A 16083-nucleotide genomic window follows, 5' to 3' on the forward strand; every position below is an offset into this window, starting at 1 on the left:
CTCGGCACCGGCTGAAGAGGAGGTCTTCAGGGGTGCGTGAGCTGTATGGCTTCGAGATCGAACCAGAAGTCCGGAAGTGGCTCGACAACCTCAGTGACAGCGATTTCAAGCGAGTCGACGAGGTAGCCGGTCTGTTAGCGGAGAAGGGCAAGGAGCTCGGCGGGCCTTGGTCGGATCACCTGGAGGGCCCTGTCTGGGAACTGCGGGTTCGCCTTCGGGACGTTGCAGCCCGGGTAACGTACTGGTGTACTTCGCGAAGGACCATCGTGTTGCTCACCGTCTTTCATAAGGCGAGGCAGCACGATCAGCGGCAGATCGATCGGGCGGTCCGGGCGCAGAAGGTCTGCGAACGCGATCACCAGGGACCGGTGTCGGACACCTATGAGAGGCAGGTGTGATGGTCGGGTACCACACCCGCTGGGTGCGACCGGAGGCGCCAGCCGAGGATCCGGAGCGCATCGCCATCCGCGAGGCGCTGGCCTTCGGCAAGGCCTTGTACGACAGGCGCACCGCCCTTGGCCTGAGCGTGGCGCAACTGGCCGAACGCGCCGGAATGACCGAGGACGACATCGAGTGCATCGAGGAGGGCGGTACGGCACCCACGGTGCCGCTGCTCAGGCTTCTGGCCGCCGCTCTCGACGCCGACGTCCGCCTGACCCCCGGCCATGACGTGGGGTCCCTGTGGTTCGAGGCGCACGCCGCCTAGTCTCGGCAGTGTGGTCGCGACCTCCCTGCCGAGGTCGTCGCGCAAGCGGAGCCGGCGCCGGGACGAGGGTCCCGGCGCTGGCGTCACAGTACGGTCAGAGGATCAGTAGAGCTTGTTGTCCGGCACCGGCAGGTCGATCTGCTGGGGGCCGTGCCAGGCGCCCTTGTCCTTGGGAATGTCGCCGCCGTTCAGCGCGTGGCCGACGCCGAGCACGAGCGGGATCTCCACCCGGCTCTTGTGCAGGTCGACGGTGACGGTCGTGCCGGTGGCCCGCTCGCCGCTGTAGTTCGAGTCGGTGCCGGCGATCACCAGCCCGATCCTGTGGCCCTTCTTGAAGACGTACTCCTGCGGCAGCGTCTTCCACTTGATCTGCGCGTACGTGCCGGGGGTCAGCGGCGACGACTCGGAGAGCGAGGCGTGGTTCTGCGCGTCGACCCAGCCGCGGGCCACGATCTCCAGCGGACGCGTCGCCAGGTTGGTGACGACCTTCCGGTAGCAGCCGTCGTCGGCGGCGGTGCTGTCGCCGTGGCAGTCTTCCTCGGTGAGGGTGGTGATGCCCTGCCCACGGCGCCAGTCGACCCGGGTGTCCTCGCCGAAGTCGACGAGAAGCGCGGTCAGGTTCGAGGTCGGCTTGTCGAGTGACACTCGCAGGTCCACCTCGGGCGTGCCCGACATGCGCAGGTCGCGCGGCAGCTCACCGGTGGTGAAGGCGATGCGTCCCGGCTTGGCCGTGCCGACGTCGGCGACCATCGCGTCCTCCGACTGACGGATGTCGGTGAAGCTCGCGGTCTCGCCGTTCTTGCCGGGCTTGAGGTTCAGCGAACCGTCGGCGGACGGGCGGAAGAAGTGGGTCGAGGCGGCCGGCGTGGGCCAGTCGCTCTGGGTGACCCACTGGGCCGGGCCGACCTGCACGTCGGCGCGCGGCTCCCGCATGATCCCGTTGTCCACGCCGAGCAGCCAGCGGTCGAACCAGCGGTGCAGCGTGTCGACCCACAGGTCACGGCGCCCCTCGAAGTCGAAGGGGTCCACGTGCTGGTACTGGCCGACCCAGATCTTGCGCGGCACGTTCCGGTCGGCGAGCCCCTGCCACCACTCCGAGAAGTTGTCGGGCTTGACGTTCAGGTCGTTGACCGTGTGCACGACGAAGACGCTGGCGCGCACCTTCGAGGTGTCGCCGAGCGACCCGGCGATGTAGTCGCGCTCGGCCCAGAAGCCGTTGTAGTTCCCCGTGGTGTCGTCGGCGTCGACGTCCAGCTGTGCCCGCTTCGCCGCGCACTTGGCGGCCGGGTCGGTGTCGATGACCCGGGACAGGTACGACATGTAGTTGTAGTTGTAGATCACGCCGTTGGAGCGCTGGTACTTGTACCAGGAGCTGATGGCGGAGATCGGGACGATCGTCTCCAGGCCCTCGACCCCGGTCGCCGCGACCCCGTTGGCCAGCGTGCCGTCGTACGACTTGCCGATCATGCCGGCCTTGCCGGTGCTCCAGTCGGCGACCGCAGGGGAGCCGTCTTCGCGGTAGGCGGGGGCGCGGCCGTTCAGCCAGTCGATGACCGCCTTGCCGCCCAGCACGTCGGCCTTGCCGCCCACGTCGGGGCAGCCGTCGGACTTCGTGGTGCCGACCATGTCGACGTTGAGGACGGCGTACCCGCGCGGCACGAAGTAGTTGTCGTAGTACAGCGGGAACTTGAGGGGCTCGCCCGCCGCGTCGTACGTCTTGCGCTCGGACTCGTTGCCGCGCCCGGAGTTGTCGTAGTAGGGGCTCTCGTCGATGATCGAAGGCACCTTGAGCCCCGGTCCCGACTCCCTGGGCCTGATGATGTCGACCCTGACCCGGTCGAGGCGGCCGTCGGAGTCGCTGTCGACACTCGACTCGACGTAGACGTGCTCGCGAATGGCGTCGGCGTAGGAGAAGACCGGCTGGCTGCGGCCCTGGTCGATGGTGATGGCGGGGCCGTCGGCCGCATGGGCCGGTACGACGCCGATCGCGGTCAAGGCGATGGCGGCGAGGGTTGCTCGTACGAGCACGGAGATCCTCCAGAAGTGGTGCGGAAGTCTCCGTAAATCTCCATGCGTGCCTAGATGTCGACAAGATCCCTTTATGTGATCGACATGACCTTGGTCCTTTTGTGTGACAAGAGTGACCTCTGGGGGTCAAGAAGGTTAGGAGGTCCTCGCCGGCCGGGCTCGAACCGGCGACCACCCGGGCCCGAGCCGGGCGCTCTACCACTGAGCTACGGCGAGGCCGCTCCATCGCATGGGCACCGCCGGCCGGGCTCGAACCGGCGTCCACCCGGAGAGCCGGGCGTTCTACCGCTGAACTACGGCGGGGCCGGGGGCCAGTCTGCTCGACCGTTCCCCGGCCGCGCCACGGATTAATCCGCGTCCAGGGCCGGGGGCAGGTCACCGGTCACGACGCCGGCCTGGAGTCCGTGCAGGGCGTCCGGCGCCAGGGCGGGCCTGACGGGCCTGCCGCTGAACACCCCGGCGCGGCGCAGCAGGGCCGCCCACACAGGATCGGCGACAGCGACCCCGTGCACCAGTTCGGGGGTGGGCCGGAACACCGCGACACGGCGCTTGGGCGCGGGCGCCGTCCAGCCCGACTTCTCCGGGTCGAGCCCTGCCGTACGGCAGGCCGCCTCGACATCCGCACGGGTGGAGTGCGCCGTGCCGTCCAGCACCTCCCAGGGTGGCGGCAGCGCGGCCCAGACACGGGTGCCGGGATCGACGTCGCCGCCGGTCGAGCGATGCCAGGCCGCGAGATCCGCGGCCATCAGCCGCATGGCCTTCCCGGGGCAGGACGCGTCGAGCAACTCCAGGGCATCCAGCGAAGCGAGGCACGCGAGCCACCCGGCGCGGGCGGCGTTGTAGGCCCCTGCCAGAGCGTTCCAGGTGCTGGAGTCGTCACCGGGCCGGACGACCATCGTCGCCCGATCCGTGGTCGACCGCCAGCGCCGGCCCAGGAGCCCGCCGCTGTGCCGCATGACCGCGGACCACTGACCGAGCAGCCGTCCCCGCTCCTCGTCGGTGAGACGGTCCAGCACGTCGGGCGTGGGCCGGGCCTGCGCGATCATCCACCAGTCCGTGTCGTCTCCGCACCGGCGGAGCAGCACCTGCGCGATCTCGTCGAAGGGGTTGTCCCGGCCGAAAAGGCTGAACTCGCGGCGCAACTTGCGGCGCGCGGTGTAGTACGCCACGAAGCAGGCGGCGTCCGGGTCCTTGAGGAACCTGTCGAGCGGGATATCCGCGGCGAAGCCGGTGGCACCGATCAGCAGCAGCCGTCGCTTGTCCTGCTCGATTTCGAGTGTGCCCGCCTTCTCGGCGATGCGGCGCAGCATCCGGAACCGGCGGTTGTACTGCCGCTTCGACAGGTCCATCCCGGCGGCCTCCCGTGCCTCGCGGTTGAGCCGGTCGGCCAGGAAGTCGCTCCGGTCGGGCGTCCATCCGATCGAGCGCCCGGCCGCGCCCGCGTACGCCCGCAGGGACTCGGGGTCGTCGGGGTCCACCTCCGCCGGTCCGTCGAACAGGCGGGCGGCCACCGCCACCTGGCGCGCTCCGCCGACGGGGCGCGCGTAGTCGTCCGACATGGAGGTGAACCACGCGGAGCCGCGCGAGGAGTGCCGCGCGGCACGGGCGATCACGTTGCGCTCGCGGCCCGTCAGCCGTTCCGAGAGCGCCTGGAGGACCAGCTCGGCGACGTCCTCCGGTCGGTAGCGGCGGTCCAGCGAGCCGTGCAGCTCGGCCAGCGCCTTCCGGGGGGAGCGCTCGGAACCCTCGCGGTGCGTCATGCCCGCCATGATGTCCGCCCTGCCTGCCCGGAATCGATCGGTTATCCGGCAGCCCCGAAAAGGCGTTGGGGGCACGGGCCGGGACGGAGGAGACTGCGGCGTATGGAGACGATCTCGGCGGCGCGGCTCACACTCCGGCCGCTGACCGCGCAGGACGCGGACGAGATGGCGGAGGTGCTGGCGGGGGAGGAGCTGTACGCCTTCATCGGCGGAGCCGCGCCCACCCTGCCGGAACTCCGTGCCAGGTATGCCGCGTTCGAAGCCCGCCGCTCCCCGGACGGGCGGCAGGAATGGCTCAACTGGATCGTCCGCCGCACCGGCGACGGCAGGGCGGTCGGCTACGTCCAGGCGACCGTGGTGGACGAGGGGCGGCGGGCCGAGGTGGCGTGGGTCGTGGGGACCGCCTGGCAGGGCCGGGGGTACGCGACGCGGGCCGCAGGCGCGCTGGCCGGATGGCTCCGCGGCAGGGGAGTCACCCGCATCGAGGCCCACATCCATCCCGATCATCAGGCATCCATGACGGTGGCCGGCCGGATCGGCCTGCTGCCCACCGGCCACGTCGAGGACGGCGAACGCCTGTGGGCCTGGGAACGGCCGGTCCGCGTCGCCGGCCTTCACTCCACGGCCGGGTAGCCGGGGCCCAAGGCCGGGCCCTCGGCGTACGCCCGTCCCCGCTTACCAGGTCTTGCCGGCCTGCTCCCGGATGGTGTGGTTGATGCGGTTGAAGAAGCCGGTCAGCGCGACGTTCAGGATGATGGCGGAAAGCTGCTTGTCGTCGAAGTGGGCGGCGGCGGCGTCCCAGATCTCGTCGGTGACGCCCGGGGCGCCGTCCTGGATCCGGGTGGCGGCCTCGGCCAGCGCGAGCGCCGCCCGCTCCCTGTCGGTGAAGAACGGCGTCTCGCGCCACGCGACCACGTTGTGCAGCCGCTCGTCGGTCTCTCCGTGCTTCTTCGCCGACGCGACGCCGGCGAACACGCACGGGGCGCAGCCGTTGATCTGGCTGGCGCGCAGGTGGACCAGTTCGAGCACGAGCGGGTCGACGCCACCGGCCTGGATCGCCTTGTTCAGGTGCTGGATCGCGGTGAAGACGTCGGGGCTCACCGTGCTCTTCATGCGTGCTTCCATCGTTGCTGCTCCTTCATCGGTTACCTGTGACCGTCCGGGCCCGTCATCACACATGACGGAGCAGAGCCGAGGAAGGTAACGACATGTCCCACAACAGCCCCGCGGACCGGGTGGCCGACGCGTTCGAGGCCGAGCGCGACCGGCTGCACGCCGTCGCCTACCGGATGCTCGGATCGCACGCCGACGCCGAGGACGTGGTCCAGGAGGCATGGCTGCGGCTCTCCCGGCAACACACGGCGACGATCCACAACCTCGCCGGCTGGCTGACCACGGTGGTCGGCCGCATCAGCCTCGACGTCCTGCGATCGCGTCAGACGCGCGCCGAGGCGTCCTACGACACCTGGCTGCCCGAACTCCTGGTGAAGGGCGACGACGGCCCCGCGCCGGAGGACGACGTGACGCTCGCCGACTCGGTCGGGCTCGCGCTTCTCGTCGTCCTCGAGTCGCTCAGGCCGGACGAGCGGCTGGCTTTCGTGCTGCACGATCTGTTCGCGGTGCCGTTCGACGAGATCGGCCAGATCCTCGGCAAGTCCACCGCCGCCGCCAAGATGCTCGCCAGCCGCGCCCGCGGGAAAGTGCGGGCGACCGAGCGGCAGACCGCCGTGGGACAGGAGCAGCGCGAGGTGGTCCGAGCGTTCCTGGCGGCTGCTCGCCATGGCGACTTCGAGGGGTTGCTGCGCGTGCTCGACCCCGAGGTGAGGCTCACCGCGGAGACTCCCGATGGTGTGGTCGTCACCCTCGGCGCCACCGCGGTCGCCGCCGGCGCGCGACTGTCCGGCGGCGGAGCCGCGCGCAGGCGCATGGTGCTCGTCGACGGCCTTCCCGGAATCGTGTCCTGGCGGGAGGACGGCTCTCCGCTCTCGGTCGTCTCGTTCACCGTCGCCGATGGCCGGATCACCGGCATCACGGTCGTGACCGACCCTGCCAGGCTCGCGTCGCTGGACATGCCGGATCCGGAGTGAGACGCCATCAGGTGCCGGAGGACTGCGCGTGGTGCGGCCTGATTCGATGGAGCTCTGAGGCGTTCCTGGGGAGGCGGGCATGGAGACGGCGGAGTGGTACAGGTACTTCGCGGAGCGCGAGGTCAGGGGGCACAGCCCGGTCTACGAGGCGCTCGCCCTCGGGATCGCCGCCGACAGCGGGCTGATCGAACTGATCGACGGCCTGCCGGGGCCGAAGCGGCAGCCGAACCTGCTGCTCGCGGCGGTGCGCCACCTCGGCGGGCCGTACGACGAGTTCGGCGCCTTCCGAGAGTGGACCGTACGCCACTGGGGTGAGGTGCGGGAGACGGTGCTCGCCCGGAGGACGCAGACCAACGAGGTGGGCAGGTGCGCGAGCCTGCTGCCGGTGCTGGCGGCGCTGCCGCAGCCGCTGGCCCTGGTGGAGGTGGGCGCGTCGGCGGGGCTGTGCCTCTACCCCGACCGCTACCGCTACCGGTACGACGACGGCCCCGAGATCGGGCCGGCGGAAAGCCCGGTGCTGCTCACCTGCCGGACGAACGGCAGGGTGCCGGTGCCCGAGCGCCTGCCCGAGGTGGTGTGGCGGGCCGGGCTGGATCTCGACCCCGTCGACGTACGCGACGACGAGGCGGTGCGCTGGCTGGAGTGCCTGGTCTGGCCGGGGCAGGAGGACCGGGTGGCGCGGCTGCGCGGGGCGGTGCGGATGGCGAGGCGGGACCCGCCGCGCCTGGTGCGCGGGGACGCCATGGCGGCCCTGCCCGGTCTCGTCGCCGCCGCGCCCGCCGGGGCGACGGTCGTCGTCTTCCACAGTGCGGTCATGCCCTACCTGGACGCCGAGGCGCGGGACCGCTTCGTGGCCCTCGTACGGGGTCTGCGGGCAGGGGGCCTGCCGGTGCGATGGATCTCCAACGAGGGCTCGCCCCGGCTGCCCGAGTTGGCCGCGAAGCTGACGTCCGGCCTGCCGGACGGACGGCTGGCGTTCCTGCCCGCGCTCGACGGGGAGCCTCTCGCGATGGCGGGGCCGCACGGCGAGTGGCTCGACTGGCTCGCCTGAGGAGGCCCGCCGGGCTGGCGGATACTCGGGATCATGACGGTTTACGACGAGATCGGCATGACCTACGCCGCCGTACGCAGACCCGACCCGAGGCTCGCGGCCCGGATCACCGCCGCGCTCGGGGACGCCGCGACGGTCGTCAACGTGGGGGCGGGCACGGGGTCGTACGAACCCCGGGCGACCCTCCTCGCGGTCGAGCCCAGCACGGTGATGATCGCCCAGCGGCCGCCGGGGTCGGCCCCCGTCGTCCGGGCCAGGGCCGAGGCCCTGCCCCTCGCGAGCGGCGTGGCCGACGCCGCCATGGCCCTCCTGACCGTGCACCACTGGGCGGACCTCGCGGCCGGGATCGCCGAGATGCGCAGGATCGCGCGGCGCCGCGTGGTGATCCTCACCTGGGATCAGGAGATCAGCCGTGACTACTGGTTCCTCAGGGAGTACCTGCCCGAGGGCGCGGCGCTGGACGACGCCCGCGCCGCCTCGATCGCCGATCTCGCCTGGCTGCTCGGCGGCGCGCGGGTCGAGGCCGTGCCCATTCCGCACGACTGCACGGACGGGTTCGGCGCCGCCTACTGGCGCAGGCCGGAGGGCTACCTCGATCCCCTGGTCAGGTCGGGCATGTCGGTGCTGACCCAGCTCGACCAGGGGGTCGTGTGGCCGGCCCTGGACCGGCTCGCCGCCGACCTGGAGTCGGGCCGCTGGCACGAGCGCCACCGCGACCTGCTCGGGCTGGAGGAGTTTGACGCCGGATACCGGCTGCTCGTCGCCGACCTGTGAGAGGGCGTGGCATCCGTGCGCGGGAGGGGTAAGGACATCCTGGGAGGGCCATCGAGGAGGCCGTGTCGTGCTGACAGTCACCGACCACGCCGTTCGGGCGATCCGGGATCTGATGGTGGGGGAGTATCTCCCCGAGGAGGCGGGCCTGCGCATCGCGGCCAAGCCGGGCGAGCCCGCCTCGCTGGAGTTGTCGCTGGTCAGCGCGCCCTTCACGGGCGACGAGGTGATCGAGAGAGCGGACGTGCGCGTCTTCGTCGAGCCGGAGGTCGCGCAGGCCGTCGGCGGCAAGACCCTGGACGCCGAGGCCGGTCCCGGCGGCCGTCCGACCTTCCGCCTCACCTAGGCGATCACTGGTCGCCTTCGTCCTCCTCTTCGTCGTCGGGCGGGAGGCCGGTGCCCGCCACCGTGTCGGCGAGCTGGTCGTCGTCGAGCCGTCCGGTGGGCGGCTGCCCGGCCGTTCCTCCTCCGGACGCCCCGCCGCCCGAGACTCCCTTGCCGCCGACGATGCCCGCGGCGTCGAGGTCCGCCTGCTCCACCGATCCCTGCCGGGTGGCGCGGATGCCGGGCGTGCGGTTCTTGAACCGCGGGTCGTCCTGCGCGTTGGTCGCCAGCTCCTCGGCCAGCTGCTTCGGGTTCATCTTCTTCTCGTCCATACGGGCCGCCGTACCCGGCGGCCCGCGTGCCATTCACCTGGTCACAGCTAGGTCACAGCTGGGTCACAGCTCGGACGGGACGCGCTGGGCCGGAACGCTCGCCTCCTGGCGGCTGCGCAGCGCCTCCAGGCCGACCAGGTCGTCCGGCTCGGCGTCCGGGGTCTCCTGGTCGAACCTCGCCAGGGCCGGGTGCCGCAGGGCCAGCGTGATCGTCAGCGCGATGGCCAGGCCGCACACGATGTACAGCAGGCCGATGCCGCGGCCTTCCCCCGTGCCGATGACCTTTCCGACCGTGTCCGCCAGCGCGCCGCCGGGCCGCATCAGCGGTTCGAGGACCAGCCCCACCAGCCAGGCCTGTACGGCCAGCCCGACCGGCTGGGTCGACAGCGCCAGCATCCGGTTGATCGAGATGACCCGGGCGTGGTAGCGCTGGGGCACCTTCGAATGGATGATCGTCAGCCAGATGCCGTCGCTGATCGTCATCATCAGCGACATGCCGAAGGCGCCGACCGCGATCAGGACGAGCGACGGACGCATGCCGGCGATTGCGCAGAAGACGCCGAGCACGCCGGCGGCCGACAGCATGCCGAACATCCGGCGGTGGCGCGGGCCGCCCCACAGGGCGATGATCAGGCCGCCGCAGACCGCCCCGATCCCGGCGAGCAGCGCCACCCGGCCGGTGTCGGCCAGCTCGCCGACCGACAGCACCAGCGGCGGGATCATGATGAACCCGGTGAACAGGAAGAAGTTCACGATGAACATCGTGAAGGCCATGGCCCGCAGGCCCCGCCGCCGCAGCAGGTAGCGGAAGCCGTTGCGGATCTCCGCGGAGACCGTCTCGCGGCGCCGCCAGGCCATCGTGGCGGGGAAGCGGACCAGCAGGGTCACGCCGAACGCGATCGCGTAGAAGACCACGTTGGCGGTCAGGATGCCCTCGATGCCGATCAGCGCCAGCACGGCGACGGAGAACAGCGGGACCATGAGCTGGGCCACGGCGTTGCCGAGCTGGACGACACCGCCGACGTGGTGCAGATAGTGCTTGGGCGCGAGCTGTGGTCCCGCCGACTGCCAGGCCACCCGTTGCAGGGTCACCGATATCGACAGCAGCACCAGCAGGCCGTACAGCAGGGGCATGGACAGCACGTCGCCCACCATCAGTGCGAGCAGCGCGGCCTGCACGGCCAGGGACATGCCGTCGGCGGCGAGCATCGCCCGTTTGCGGTCGTACCGGTCGACGAGCGCGCCGATCAGCGGCGCGAGCACGAGCCCGGGCACCAGGGCGACGATGGCGAACAGGCCGAACTGCACCAGCGAACCGCTCTGCAGGTACGCCCAGATCGGCACGGCGAACTCGGTCATCACGGCGCCGATCATGGAGACGATCTGGCCGGTCGCGACCGTGAAGAAGCGCCCGAGGCTGGGCTGGGGGCCGGCCACGTCGGCGCGCCGGTCGGCGGACACGGCCTGCCGCCACCAGGTGGCCGTGTCGCCGGGTTCCGGGACGTGCCACTCCTCCGGACGGTCCACGAGGGTGTGGGAGGTCGTGACGATCGCGGCCAGCTCCTCCGTGCGGTAGCGGAGGAAATAGTGGCCGGCCTCGGCCATGACGACCAGCGCGGTCGTCTCGGAGACGCAGTGCCAGTCGCGGTAGCGCTCCTGGTAGAAGTCGGTCAGGGCGTCACGGTCGCCGACGATCGAGATCACCGGGGCGCGCAGCCGCGGGCTCTGCTGCTCCACGAGCTCGCTGAAGTAGTCCTCGCCGGCCCGCGCGTCCACCCGCATGGTGCGGATGATGTGGTCGACCTGCTCGGGATCGAGGTCCTGGAGGTCGGCGCCCATCGCGCGGAGCCAGTTGGCGTGCGCGTTGGCGTTGTCCAGCGCCTTGCTGCGGAAGATCCGGCCGAGCAGGCCGTTGAGGCCCTTGCTCGGCGTGGCGAACGGGAAGCTGCCGCCCGTGTAGACGGCCTCGACGCGCCGCCCGGCCGCCTCCAGCCGCCGCGCGATCTCGGCGGTCAGCGCGCTGCCGACGCAGTGGCCGTACAACGCGACAGGGCCGCGCACCCGTTCGAGAACCTCGTCGCAGACCCGCTGGGCGGCCTCGTGGAACGGGATCGTGCTCTCCTCGACGCCCAGTTCGTGGCCGGGCAGGGCGACGGAGAACAGCGTGTGGCCGTCCGGCAGCGCGTCGGCCAGCGGCTGGTAGACCATGGCGCTCGCCCCGCCGTACGGGATGCAGACGAGCGACAGCACGGGGGACTTGACCGGACGGGTGAGCTCGACGAGCAGGCCGCGTGGGCCGTCGTCGGCGGCGCCGTCCTGCCCCGAGCTCGCGGCGTCGATCAGCGTGGCCAGCTCCCGCACCGTGCGGTTGGCGATCGCGTCGAGGACGGTCACCTGGTAGCCGTCGGCGGGCAGCACCTGCCGGAGCTTGGCGACCATGCGGATGAGCAGCAGCGAGTGGCCGCCGAGCGCGTTGAAGTCGCTGTCGATCGAGATGGCGTCGATGCCGAGGACCTCACGCCAGACCTCGGCCACCGCGATCTCGGTCTCCGTCTCCGGCTCGGCCAGGTCGTCGCCCACCCGGACGACCGGGTCGGGCAGCGCCTTGCGGTCCACCTTGCCGTTGGCGTTGAGCGGGATGGTCTCCAGCGGCACGAACACCGATGGGACCATGTAGTCGGGCAGCCGCTCCGCGCAGTGCTCCGCCAGATCGGCCGGTTCGGCCGCCGTGGGCACGTAGTAGGCGACGAGCCGCTTGTCCTCGGGCGTGAACGCGTGCACGGTGACGACCGCGTCCCGTACGCCGGGGTGGTCGAGTACGGCCGCCCTGACCTCGTCCAGCTCGATGCGGTAGCCGCGGATCTTCACCTGGTCGTCGAACCGGCCGAGGAAGGCCACGTCGCCGTCGCGGGTCCAGGCCACCCGGTCGCCGGTGCGGTACATCCGGCCCCCGGGATCGAAAGGATCCGGCAGGAACCGCTCCTCGGTGAGGTCGGGCCTGTTCATGTAGCCGCGGGTGACGCCCACACCGCCGACGTACAGCTCGCCCGGCACACCGACCGGCTGGAGCTTGCGGGCGGCGTCCAGGACGTACATGCGCATGTTGGGCAACGGACGGCCGATCGGGACGACCTCCACGAGCTGGGCGTCCCGCACGGGGTAGATACAGGTGCCGACCGACGCCTCGGTGGGGCCGTACTCGTTGACCAGCCGGCCGGGGCCCAGCATCTCCAGCCACCGGTTGGCCATCGAGCCGGGCAGCGCCTCGCCCGCCACGACGATCGTCCCCGCGAGCGCGGCGGCCTGTCCGGCGTCGATCTGGTGACCGAGCACCTCCAGGTGGCCGGGGGTGCACTTGATGAAGCTGTACGGCCCGCCCGCGATCAGCAGCGCGCCCAACTCGCCCATGTCGAAGTCCTGCGGCAGCACGGTGACCCGCTGGCCGGTGACGAGCGGCGCCCACAGGTTGGGCACCACGAGGTCGAACGCCACCGAGCCGAACAGCGGCGCGCCGCCGTCTCCCTGGGACGCCAGGTCCTTCACGGCCCACCACACGTGGTTCACCAGGCCGCGGTGGGTGACCTGCACGCCCTTTGGCTTGCCCGTGGACCCCGACGTGAAGATCACATAGGCCAGCCGGTCGATGTCGTACGGCACGCCCACCGGCTCGCGCGGCCGGTCGTCGAGCACGCCGCCGTCCACGTCCACGACCCCGTCCACGACCCCGTCCAGCGCGTCGACGCCGTCGAACAGGTGCGCGTAACCCGCTGAGGTCAGGACCAGCGGGGTCGCGGCGATCGACAGCATGTCCGAGACGCGCTGCGCGGGAAACTTGGGGTCCATCGGCAGGTAGGCCGCGCCCGCCTTCCACACGCCCAGCAGGCAGGCGATCAGCTCCGGGCTCCGGTCGAGCAGCACGCCCACCGTGTCCTCGGGGCCGATCCCGCGCTCGCGCAGCAGGTGGGCGACCTGGTTGGCGCGGGCGTGCAGCTCGGCGTAGGTGGTCGTGCGGCCCTCGAACGAGACGGCGACCGCGTCGGAATCCGCGTGCCGCTCAAGCAGCTCGGGCAGGGCCACGTCGGGGTACGGCCGGGCCGAATCGTTCCACGTCCCGAGGATCAGGTCGCGCTCGGCGTCGGTGAGCAGGTCGAGCGCGGCCAGCGGGGTGTCCGGCGCGGCGGCGATCCGCTCGGCCAGCGCCCGGTAGTGCCCGGCCATCCGGGTGATGGAGTCCGCGTCGAAGCGGTCCTTCTGGTAGGTCAGGTAGAGCTCGGGGTCGCCGGCGCCGTTCAGGTGCACGAGCAGGGCGAGGTCGTAGGTGAAGTCGTCGACCTCGTGCTCCCAGACCGACGCCTCCAGCTCGGGCCAGCGCCCCCGCTGGTCGCGGAAGACGCGCAGCGAGAAGCCGACCGGCGACGGCGAGAAGTTGCGGGCGTCCCGGTCGCTGAGCCCTCCGGCCAGCTCGGAGAACGGCAGGTGGTTGGCGAGCGCCTCGCCGAGCCCGCGCCGCACTCCCGCGGCGGCCTGCCGGAACGACGGGTCGCCCGCCAGGTCGGCGCGCAGCGGCAGGGCGTTGACGAAGCAGCCAAGCACCGGCTCCAGCTCCACCCGGCGCCGGCCGCCGTCCACCGTGGCGATCGTCAGGTCGTGCTGTCCCGTGTAGCGCGCCAGCAGCATCGAGAAGACCGTGAGCAGGGCCACGAACGGGGTGGTTCCGGGGCCGCCGGCCTCCCGCAGCGCCCGAAGGACCTCCTCCGGCAGCGTGAACAGGTGACAGTCGCTGCGGTTGCCCTCGGCGACGGTCTGGCCCTCCCGCGCGATGGGAAGCTCCACCGCGCTCGCGCCGTCCAGCCGGTCGCGCCAGTAGGCCAGGCGCCGCTCGCGCTGTTCGCCGCTCAGCTCACGCCGCGACCAGGCCGCGTAGTCGGCGTACTGCAGCGGGGGCGGGGCGACCCCGGCGGGGCGGCCCTCGTGGACGGCCGCGTAGACGGCGGTCAGCTCGTCCACGATGATGCCGACCGACCACCCGTCGCACGCGATGTGGTGGCAGACGAACATCAGCACGTGGTCCTCGTCGGCCAGCCGGACGAGCGTCGTGCGGTGGACCGGTCCGGTCTCCAGGTCGAAGCGTTCGACGGCGGCCCTGGCCGTGATCTCCCTGGCGCGGCCCTCCCGGTCGGCCTCCGGCAGGTCCCGCAGGTCGACGACGTCGAGCGGCGCGGGTCCCGGGTCGAGGACGATCTGCCGGGGCTCGTGCCCGTCGCCCTCGTAGACCGTGCGCAGGATCTCGTGGCGTTCGACGAGGCTGTCCAGGGCGACGGTGAGGGCGCGGATGTCGAGCGGGCCGGTCAGCCGCAGGCCGATGGTGGCGTTCGGCGCCGGGGCGCCCTCCGCGAAGCGGGCGCCGAGCCACATCTGGGTCTGCTCGTAGGAGCAGGGGGCGGGTCCCTCTCCACGGGGGGCGATCACGCTCGCGGCGGCGGCCCTGGCGGCTCTGGCGGCGAGCAGCCGGCGCAGCGCCTCCTGTCTGCGTGGGGGAAGGGACGCTATTAGAAGCTCGTTGTCAGTCGTCGGCGATATCGTCACCGAGCGTTCTCCTCTCTGCGCGCGGAAATGCGCAGGATCAGCTGACCACGCAGAAAAGTGGTTGAACTCGAAAACGCTTTATCGTCGATTCGCGAGGCCTCGCCCGCGATCTCGGCGCGTTTCGGGTCGAGACGCGTGGGAGCGCTCCCACGAAAGTGATTATTTCACGATACGGTATGTGAGTCTGGTCACGCAAGCCTGTGTTCGACCTGCGGACAAGCGCGGAGTGTAAGGGGAAACCGACCTTCCGTAATTGATTGTGGGCGGCCGAACACGCGTTCCCGGCGGCATTGCCGATGCACACGAGAGCGTGTCGGACGAGTTGACTCTGTTAGTCAGGCAAACCGAATGAAACATGTTTCTTGCAAGTAACCCGGCCCTGTTCTATGTTGGCCGCCGGAATCTTTTTGCCGCAGGAGGAGCCGTCCATTCGAGGGCCCGCCTGCCCTGTTAATTCGATTTCCCCCGCGCTCGGCCGCGGCCGGATCCCGTGCAGAAGGAGGACGCATGGACGACTTCTGGAAGCCCCTGGAAATAACCCCCGACGGCACCGCCCCCACGCCGGAGGGACTGGTGGAACGGCTGCGCGAGACGAACGTCGGCGACCTGCTGGTCCGGGAGAAGGCGCTCGTCTTCCGGGGGTTCGGCGTCACTCCTGACACCCTCGACGCCGTCATGGACATGCTGCTGCCCAACCGGCTGGCGTACGTCCACGGCAACTCGCCCCGCACCAAGGTGGGCGGCAACGTCTACACCTCGACCGAGTACCCGCCCGAGTACACGATCTCGATGCACAACGAGTTGTCGTACTCCGCGGCCTGGCCCTCCCGGCTGCTGTTCTACTGCGAGAAGGCGGCGGCGAGCGGCGGGGCGACTCCCGTCGTGGACGGCGTGCGCTGGCTGGAGTCGCTCGACGACGAGGTCAGGGAGGCGTTCGCCAAGGGGGTGCGCTACACCCAGAACCTGCACGCCGGCCGCGGCCTCGGCAAGAGCTGGCAGGAGACGTTCGAGACCGAGGACCGCGACCAGGTGGCCGAGTTCCTCGACGGCATCGGGGCGGACTGGCAGTGGCGTCCCGACGGCGGCGTCCGGGTCGCGCAGGTCAGGCCCGCCACCACCCGGCACCCGGTGACCGGCGCCGAGGTGTGGTTCAACCAGGCCGACCAGTGGCATCCCGCCTCGCTGGGCGATGAGACCGCCGCCATGCTCGCCGAGCTGATGCCGCCGGAGGAGCTGCCGCAGTCGGTCACGTTCCCCGACGGCGCCCCCATCCCCGGCGACTACGTCATCCAGGCCCGCGACCGCGGCCTGGACAACGCGGTGGACGTCGACTGGCGGGAGGGCGACCTGCTGCTGATCGACAACGTGCTGGTCGGGCACGGCCGCAGGCCGTTCACCGGCTCGCGCCGCATCCTCGTCGCCATGTCCGACTGATCAC

The 16083-nt window shown here is 71.1% G+C and carries 13 protein-coding genes and 2 tRNA genes; 8 read left to right on the forward strand and 7 right to left on the reverse strand.

Translation table 11 applies throughout. The features are described 5' to 3' along the window. Positions 1-32: 32 nt before the first annotated feature. On the forward strand, positions 33-398 hold the full coding sequence (locus HHX31_RS10895) for a type II toxin-antitoxin system RelE/ParE family toxin (protein WP_169947784.1): 366 nt from the start codon (positions 33-35) through the stop codon (positions 396-398). Then, entirely contained in the window at positions 398-706 is a 309-nt protein-coding gene (locus tag HHX31_RS10900; RefSeq protein WP_169947786.1) for a helix-turn-helix domain-containing protein, read from the forward strand. The genes HHX31_RS10895 and HHX31_RS10900 overlap by 1 nt, the downstream gene beginning before the upstream one ends. A gap of 102 nt (positions 707-808) precedes the next feature. On the opposite strand, the gene HHX31_RS10905 is transcribed toward HHX31_RS10900, so the two are convergent. The 4 genes from HHX31_RS10905 to HHX31_RS10920 form a co-directional block, all read right to left on the reverse strand. Further along, on the reverse strand, positions 809-2734 hold the full coding sequence (locus tag HHX31_RS10905; RefSeq protein WP_311931729.1) for a Xaa-Pro dipeptidyl-peptidase: 1926 nt from the start codon (positions 2732-2734) through the stop codon (positions 809-811). 144 nt (positions 2735-2878) lie between these two features. Beyond that, a tRNA-Pro gene (locus HHX31_RS10910) sits at positions 2879-2950 on the reverse strand. A gap of 18 nt (positions 2951-2968) precedes the next feature. Next, positions 2969-3037 (reverse strand) — tRNA-OTHER (locus tag HHX31_RS10915). A gap of 44 nt (positions 3038-3081) precedes the next feature. After that, the gene (locus HHX31_RS10920; RefSeq protein WP_211589558.1) at positions 3082-4494 is read right to left on the reverse strand and encodes a hypothetical protein; all 1413 of its coding nucleotides are present in this window, start codon (positions 4492-4494) and stop codon (positions 3082-3084) included. Positions 4495-4596: 102 nt separating this feature from the next. On the opposite strand from HHX31_RS10920, the gene HHX31_RS10925 reads away from it, so the two are divergent. After that, positions 4597-5127: a GNAT family N-acetyltransferase gene (locus HHX31_RS10925; protein ID WP_169947788.1), complete on the forward strand. Its 531-nt coding sequence runs from the start codon at positions 4597-4599 to the stop codon at positions 5125-5127. 42 nt (positions 5128-5169) lie between these two features. On the opposite strand, the gene HHX31_RS10930 is transcribed toward HHX31_RS10925, so the two are convergent. Next, a complete protein-coding gene (locus HHX31_RS10930; RefSeq protein WP_169947790.1) occupies positions 5170-5619 on the reverse strand; it encodes a carboxymuconolactone decarboxylase family protein in 450 nt (149 codons plus the stop codon). Positions 5620-5702: 83 nt separating this feature from the next. Between HHX31_RS10930 and HHX31_RS10935 the strand changes: the two genes are divergently transcribed. The 4 genes from HHX31_RS10935 to HHX31_RS10950 all read left to right on the forward strand — a co-directional run bounded on the left by HHX31_RS10935 (position 5703) and on the right by HHX31_RS10950 (position 8749). Further along, on the forward strand, positions 5703-6581 hold the full coding sequence (locus tag HHX31_RS10935; RefSeq protein WP_169947792.1) for a sigma-70 family RNA polymerase sigma factor: 879 nt from the start codon (positions 5703-5705) through the stop codon (positions 6579-6581). A gap of 79 nt (positions 6582-6660) precedes the next feature. Further along, entirely contained in the window at positions 6661-7632 is a 972-nt protein-coding gene (locus HHX31_RS10940; RefSeq protein ID WP_169947794.1) for a DUF2332 domain-containing protein, read from the forward strand. Between the two features lie 33 nt (positions 7633-7665). Further along, positions 7666-8406: a class I SAM-dependent methyltransferase gene (locus HHX31_RS10945; protein WP_169947796.1), complete on the forward strand. Its 741-nt coding sequence runs from the start codon at positions 7666-7668 to the stop codon at positions 8404-8406. Between the two features lie 67 nt (positions 8407-8473). Next, on the forward strand, positions 8474-8749 hold the full coding sequence (locus tag HHX31_RS10950; RefSeq protein WP_169947798.1) for an iron-sulfur cluster assembly accessory protein: 276 nt from the start codon (positions 8474-8476) through the stop codon (positions 8747-8749). 4 nt (positions 8750-8753) lie between these two features. Here HHX31_RS10950 and HHX31_RS10955 read toward each other — a convergent pair whose 3' ends face one another. Both HHX31_RS10955 and HHX31_RS10960 read right to left on the reverse strand, forming a co-directional pair. Then, positions 8754-9059 carry a hypothetical protein gene (locus HHX31_RS10955; RefSeq protein ID WP_169947799.1) on the reverse strand — a complete coding sequence of 102 codons (306 nt, stop codon included), beginning with the start codon at positions 9057-9059 and terminating at the stop codon, positions 8754-8756. 63 nt (positions 9060-9122) lie between these two features. Beyond that, positions 9123-14528 carry a non-ribosomal peptide synthetase/MFS transporter gene (locus HHX31_RS10960; protein WP_169947801.1) on the reverse strand — a complete coding sequence of 1802 codons (5406 nt, stop codon included), beginning with the start codon at positions 14526-14528 and terminating at the stop codon, positions 9123-9125. A 624-nt stretch (positions 14529-15152) separates the two neighbouring features. On the opposite strand from HHX31_RS10960, the gene HHX31_RS10965 reads away from it, so the two are divergent. Continuing rightward, positions 15153-16079 carry a TauD/TfdA family dioxygenase gene (locus HHX31_RS10965; protein WP_169947803.1) on the forward strand — a complete coding sequence of 309 codons (927 nt, stop codon included), beginning with the start codon at positions 15153-15155 and terminating at the stop codon, positions 16077-16079. Positions 16080-16083 lie beyond the last annotated feature (4 nt).

The sequence above is a fragment of the Microbispora sp. H11081 genome, from assembly GCF_012999535.1.
GTDB lineage: Bacteria > Actinomycetota > Actinomycetes > Streptosporangiales > Streptosporangiaceae > Microbispora.

What these genes read in the sequence shown, in the direction of transcription:
- HHX31_RS10920 (WP_211589558.1), bottom strand. Translation starts at nt 4,494, where the DNA reads ATGACGCACCGCGAGGGTTCCGAGCGCTCCCCCCGGAAGGCGCTGGCC.
- HHX31_RS10930 (WP_169947790.1), bottom strand. Translation starts at nt 5,619, where the DNA reads ATGGAAGCACGCATGAAGAGCACGGTGAGCCCCGACGTCTTCACCGCG.
- HHX31_RS10940 (WP_169947794.1), top strand. Translation starts at nt 6,661, where the DNA reads ATGGAGACGGCGGAGTGGTACAGGTACTTCGCGGAGCGCGAGGTCAGG.
- HHX31_RS10945 (WP_169947796.1), top strand. Translation starts at nt 7,666, where the DNA reads ATGACGGTTTACGACGAGATCGGCATGACCTACGCCGCCGTACGCAGA.
- HHX31_RS10965 (WP_169947803.1), top strand. Translation starts at nt 15,153, where the DNA reads ATGGACGACTTCTGGAAGCCCCTGGAAATAACCCCCGACGGCACCGCC.
- HHX31_RS10935 (WP_169947792.1), top strand. Translation starts at nt 5,703, where the DNA reads ATGTCCCACAACAGCCCCGCGGACCGGGTGGCCGACGCGTTCGAGGCC.
- HHX31_RS10925 (WP_169947788.1), top strand. Translation starts at nt 4,597, where the DNA reads ATGGAGACGATCTCGGCGGCGCGGCTCACACTCCGGCCGCTGACCGCG.
- HHX31_RS10955 (WP_169947799.1), bottom strand. Translation starts at nt 9,059, where the DNA reads ATGGACGAGAAGAAGATGAACCCGAAGCAGCTGGCCGAGGAGCTGGCG.
- HHX31_RS10900 (WP_169947786.1), top strand. Translation starts at nt 398, where the DNA reads ATGGTCGGGTACCACACCCGCTGGGTGCGACCGGAGGCGCCAGCCGAG.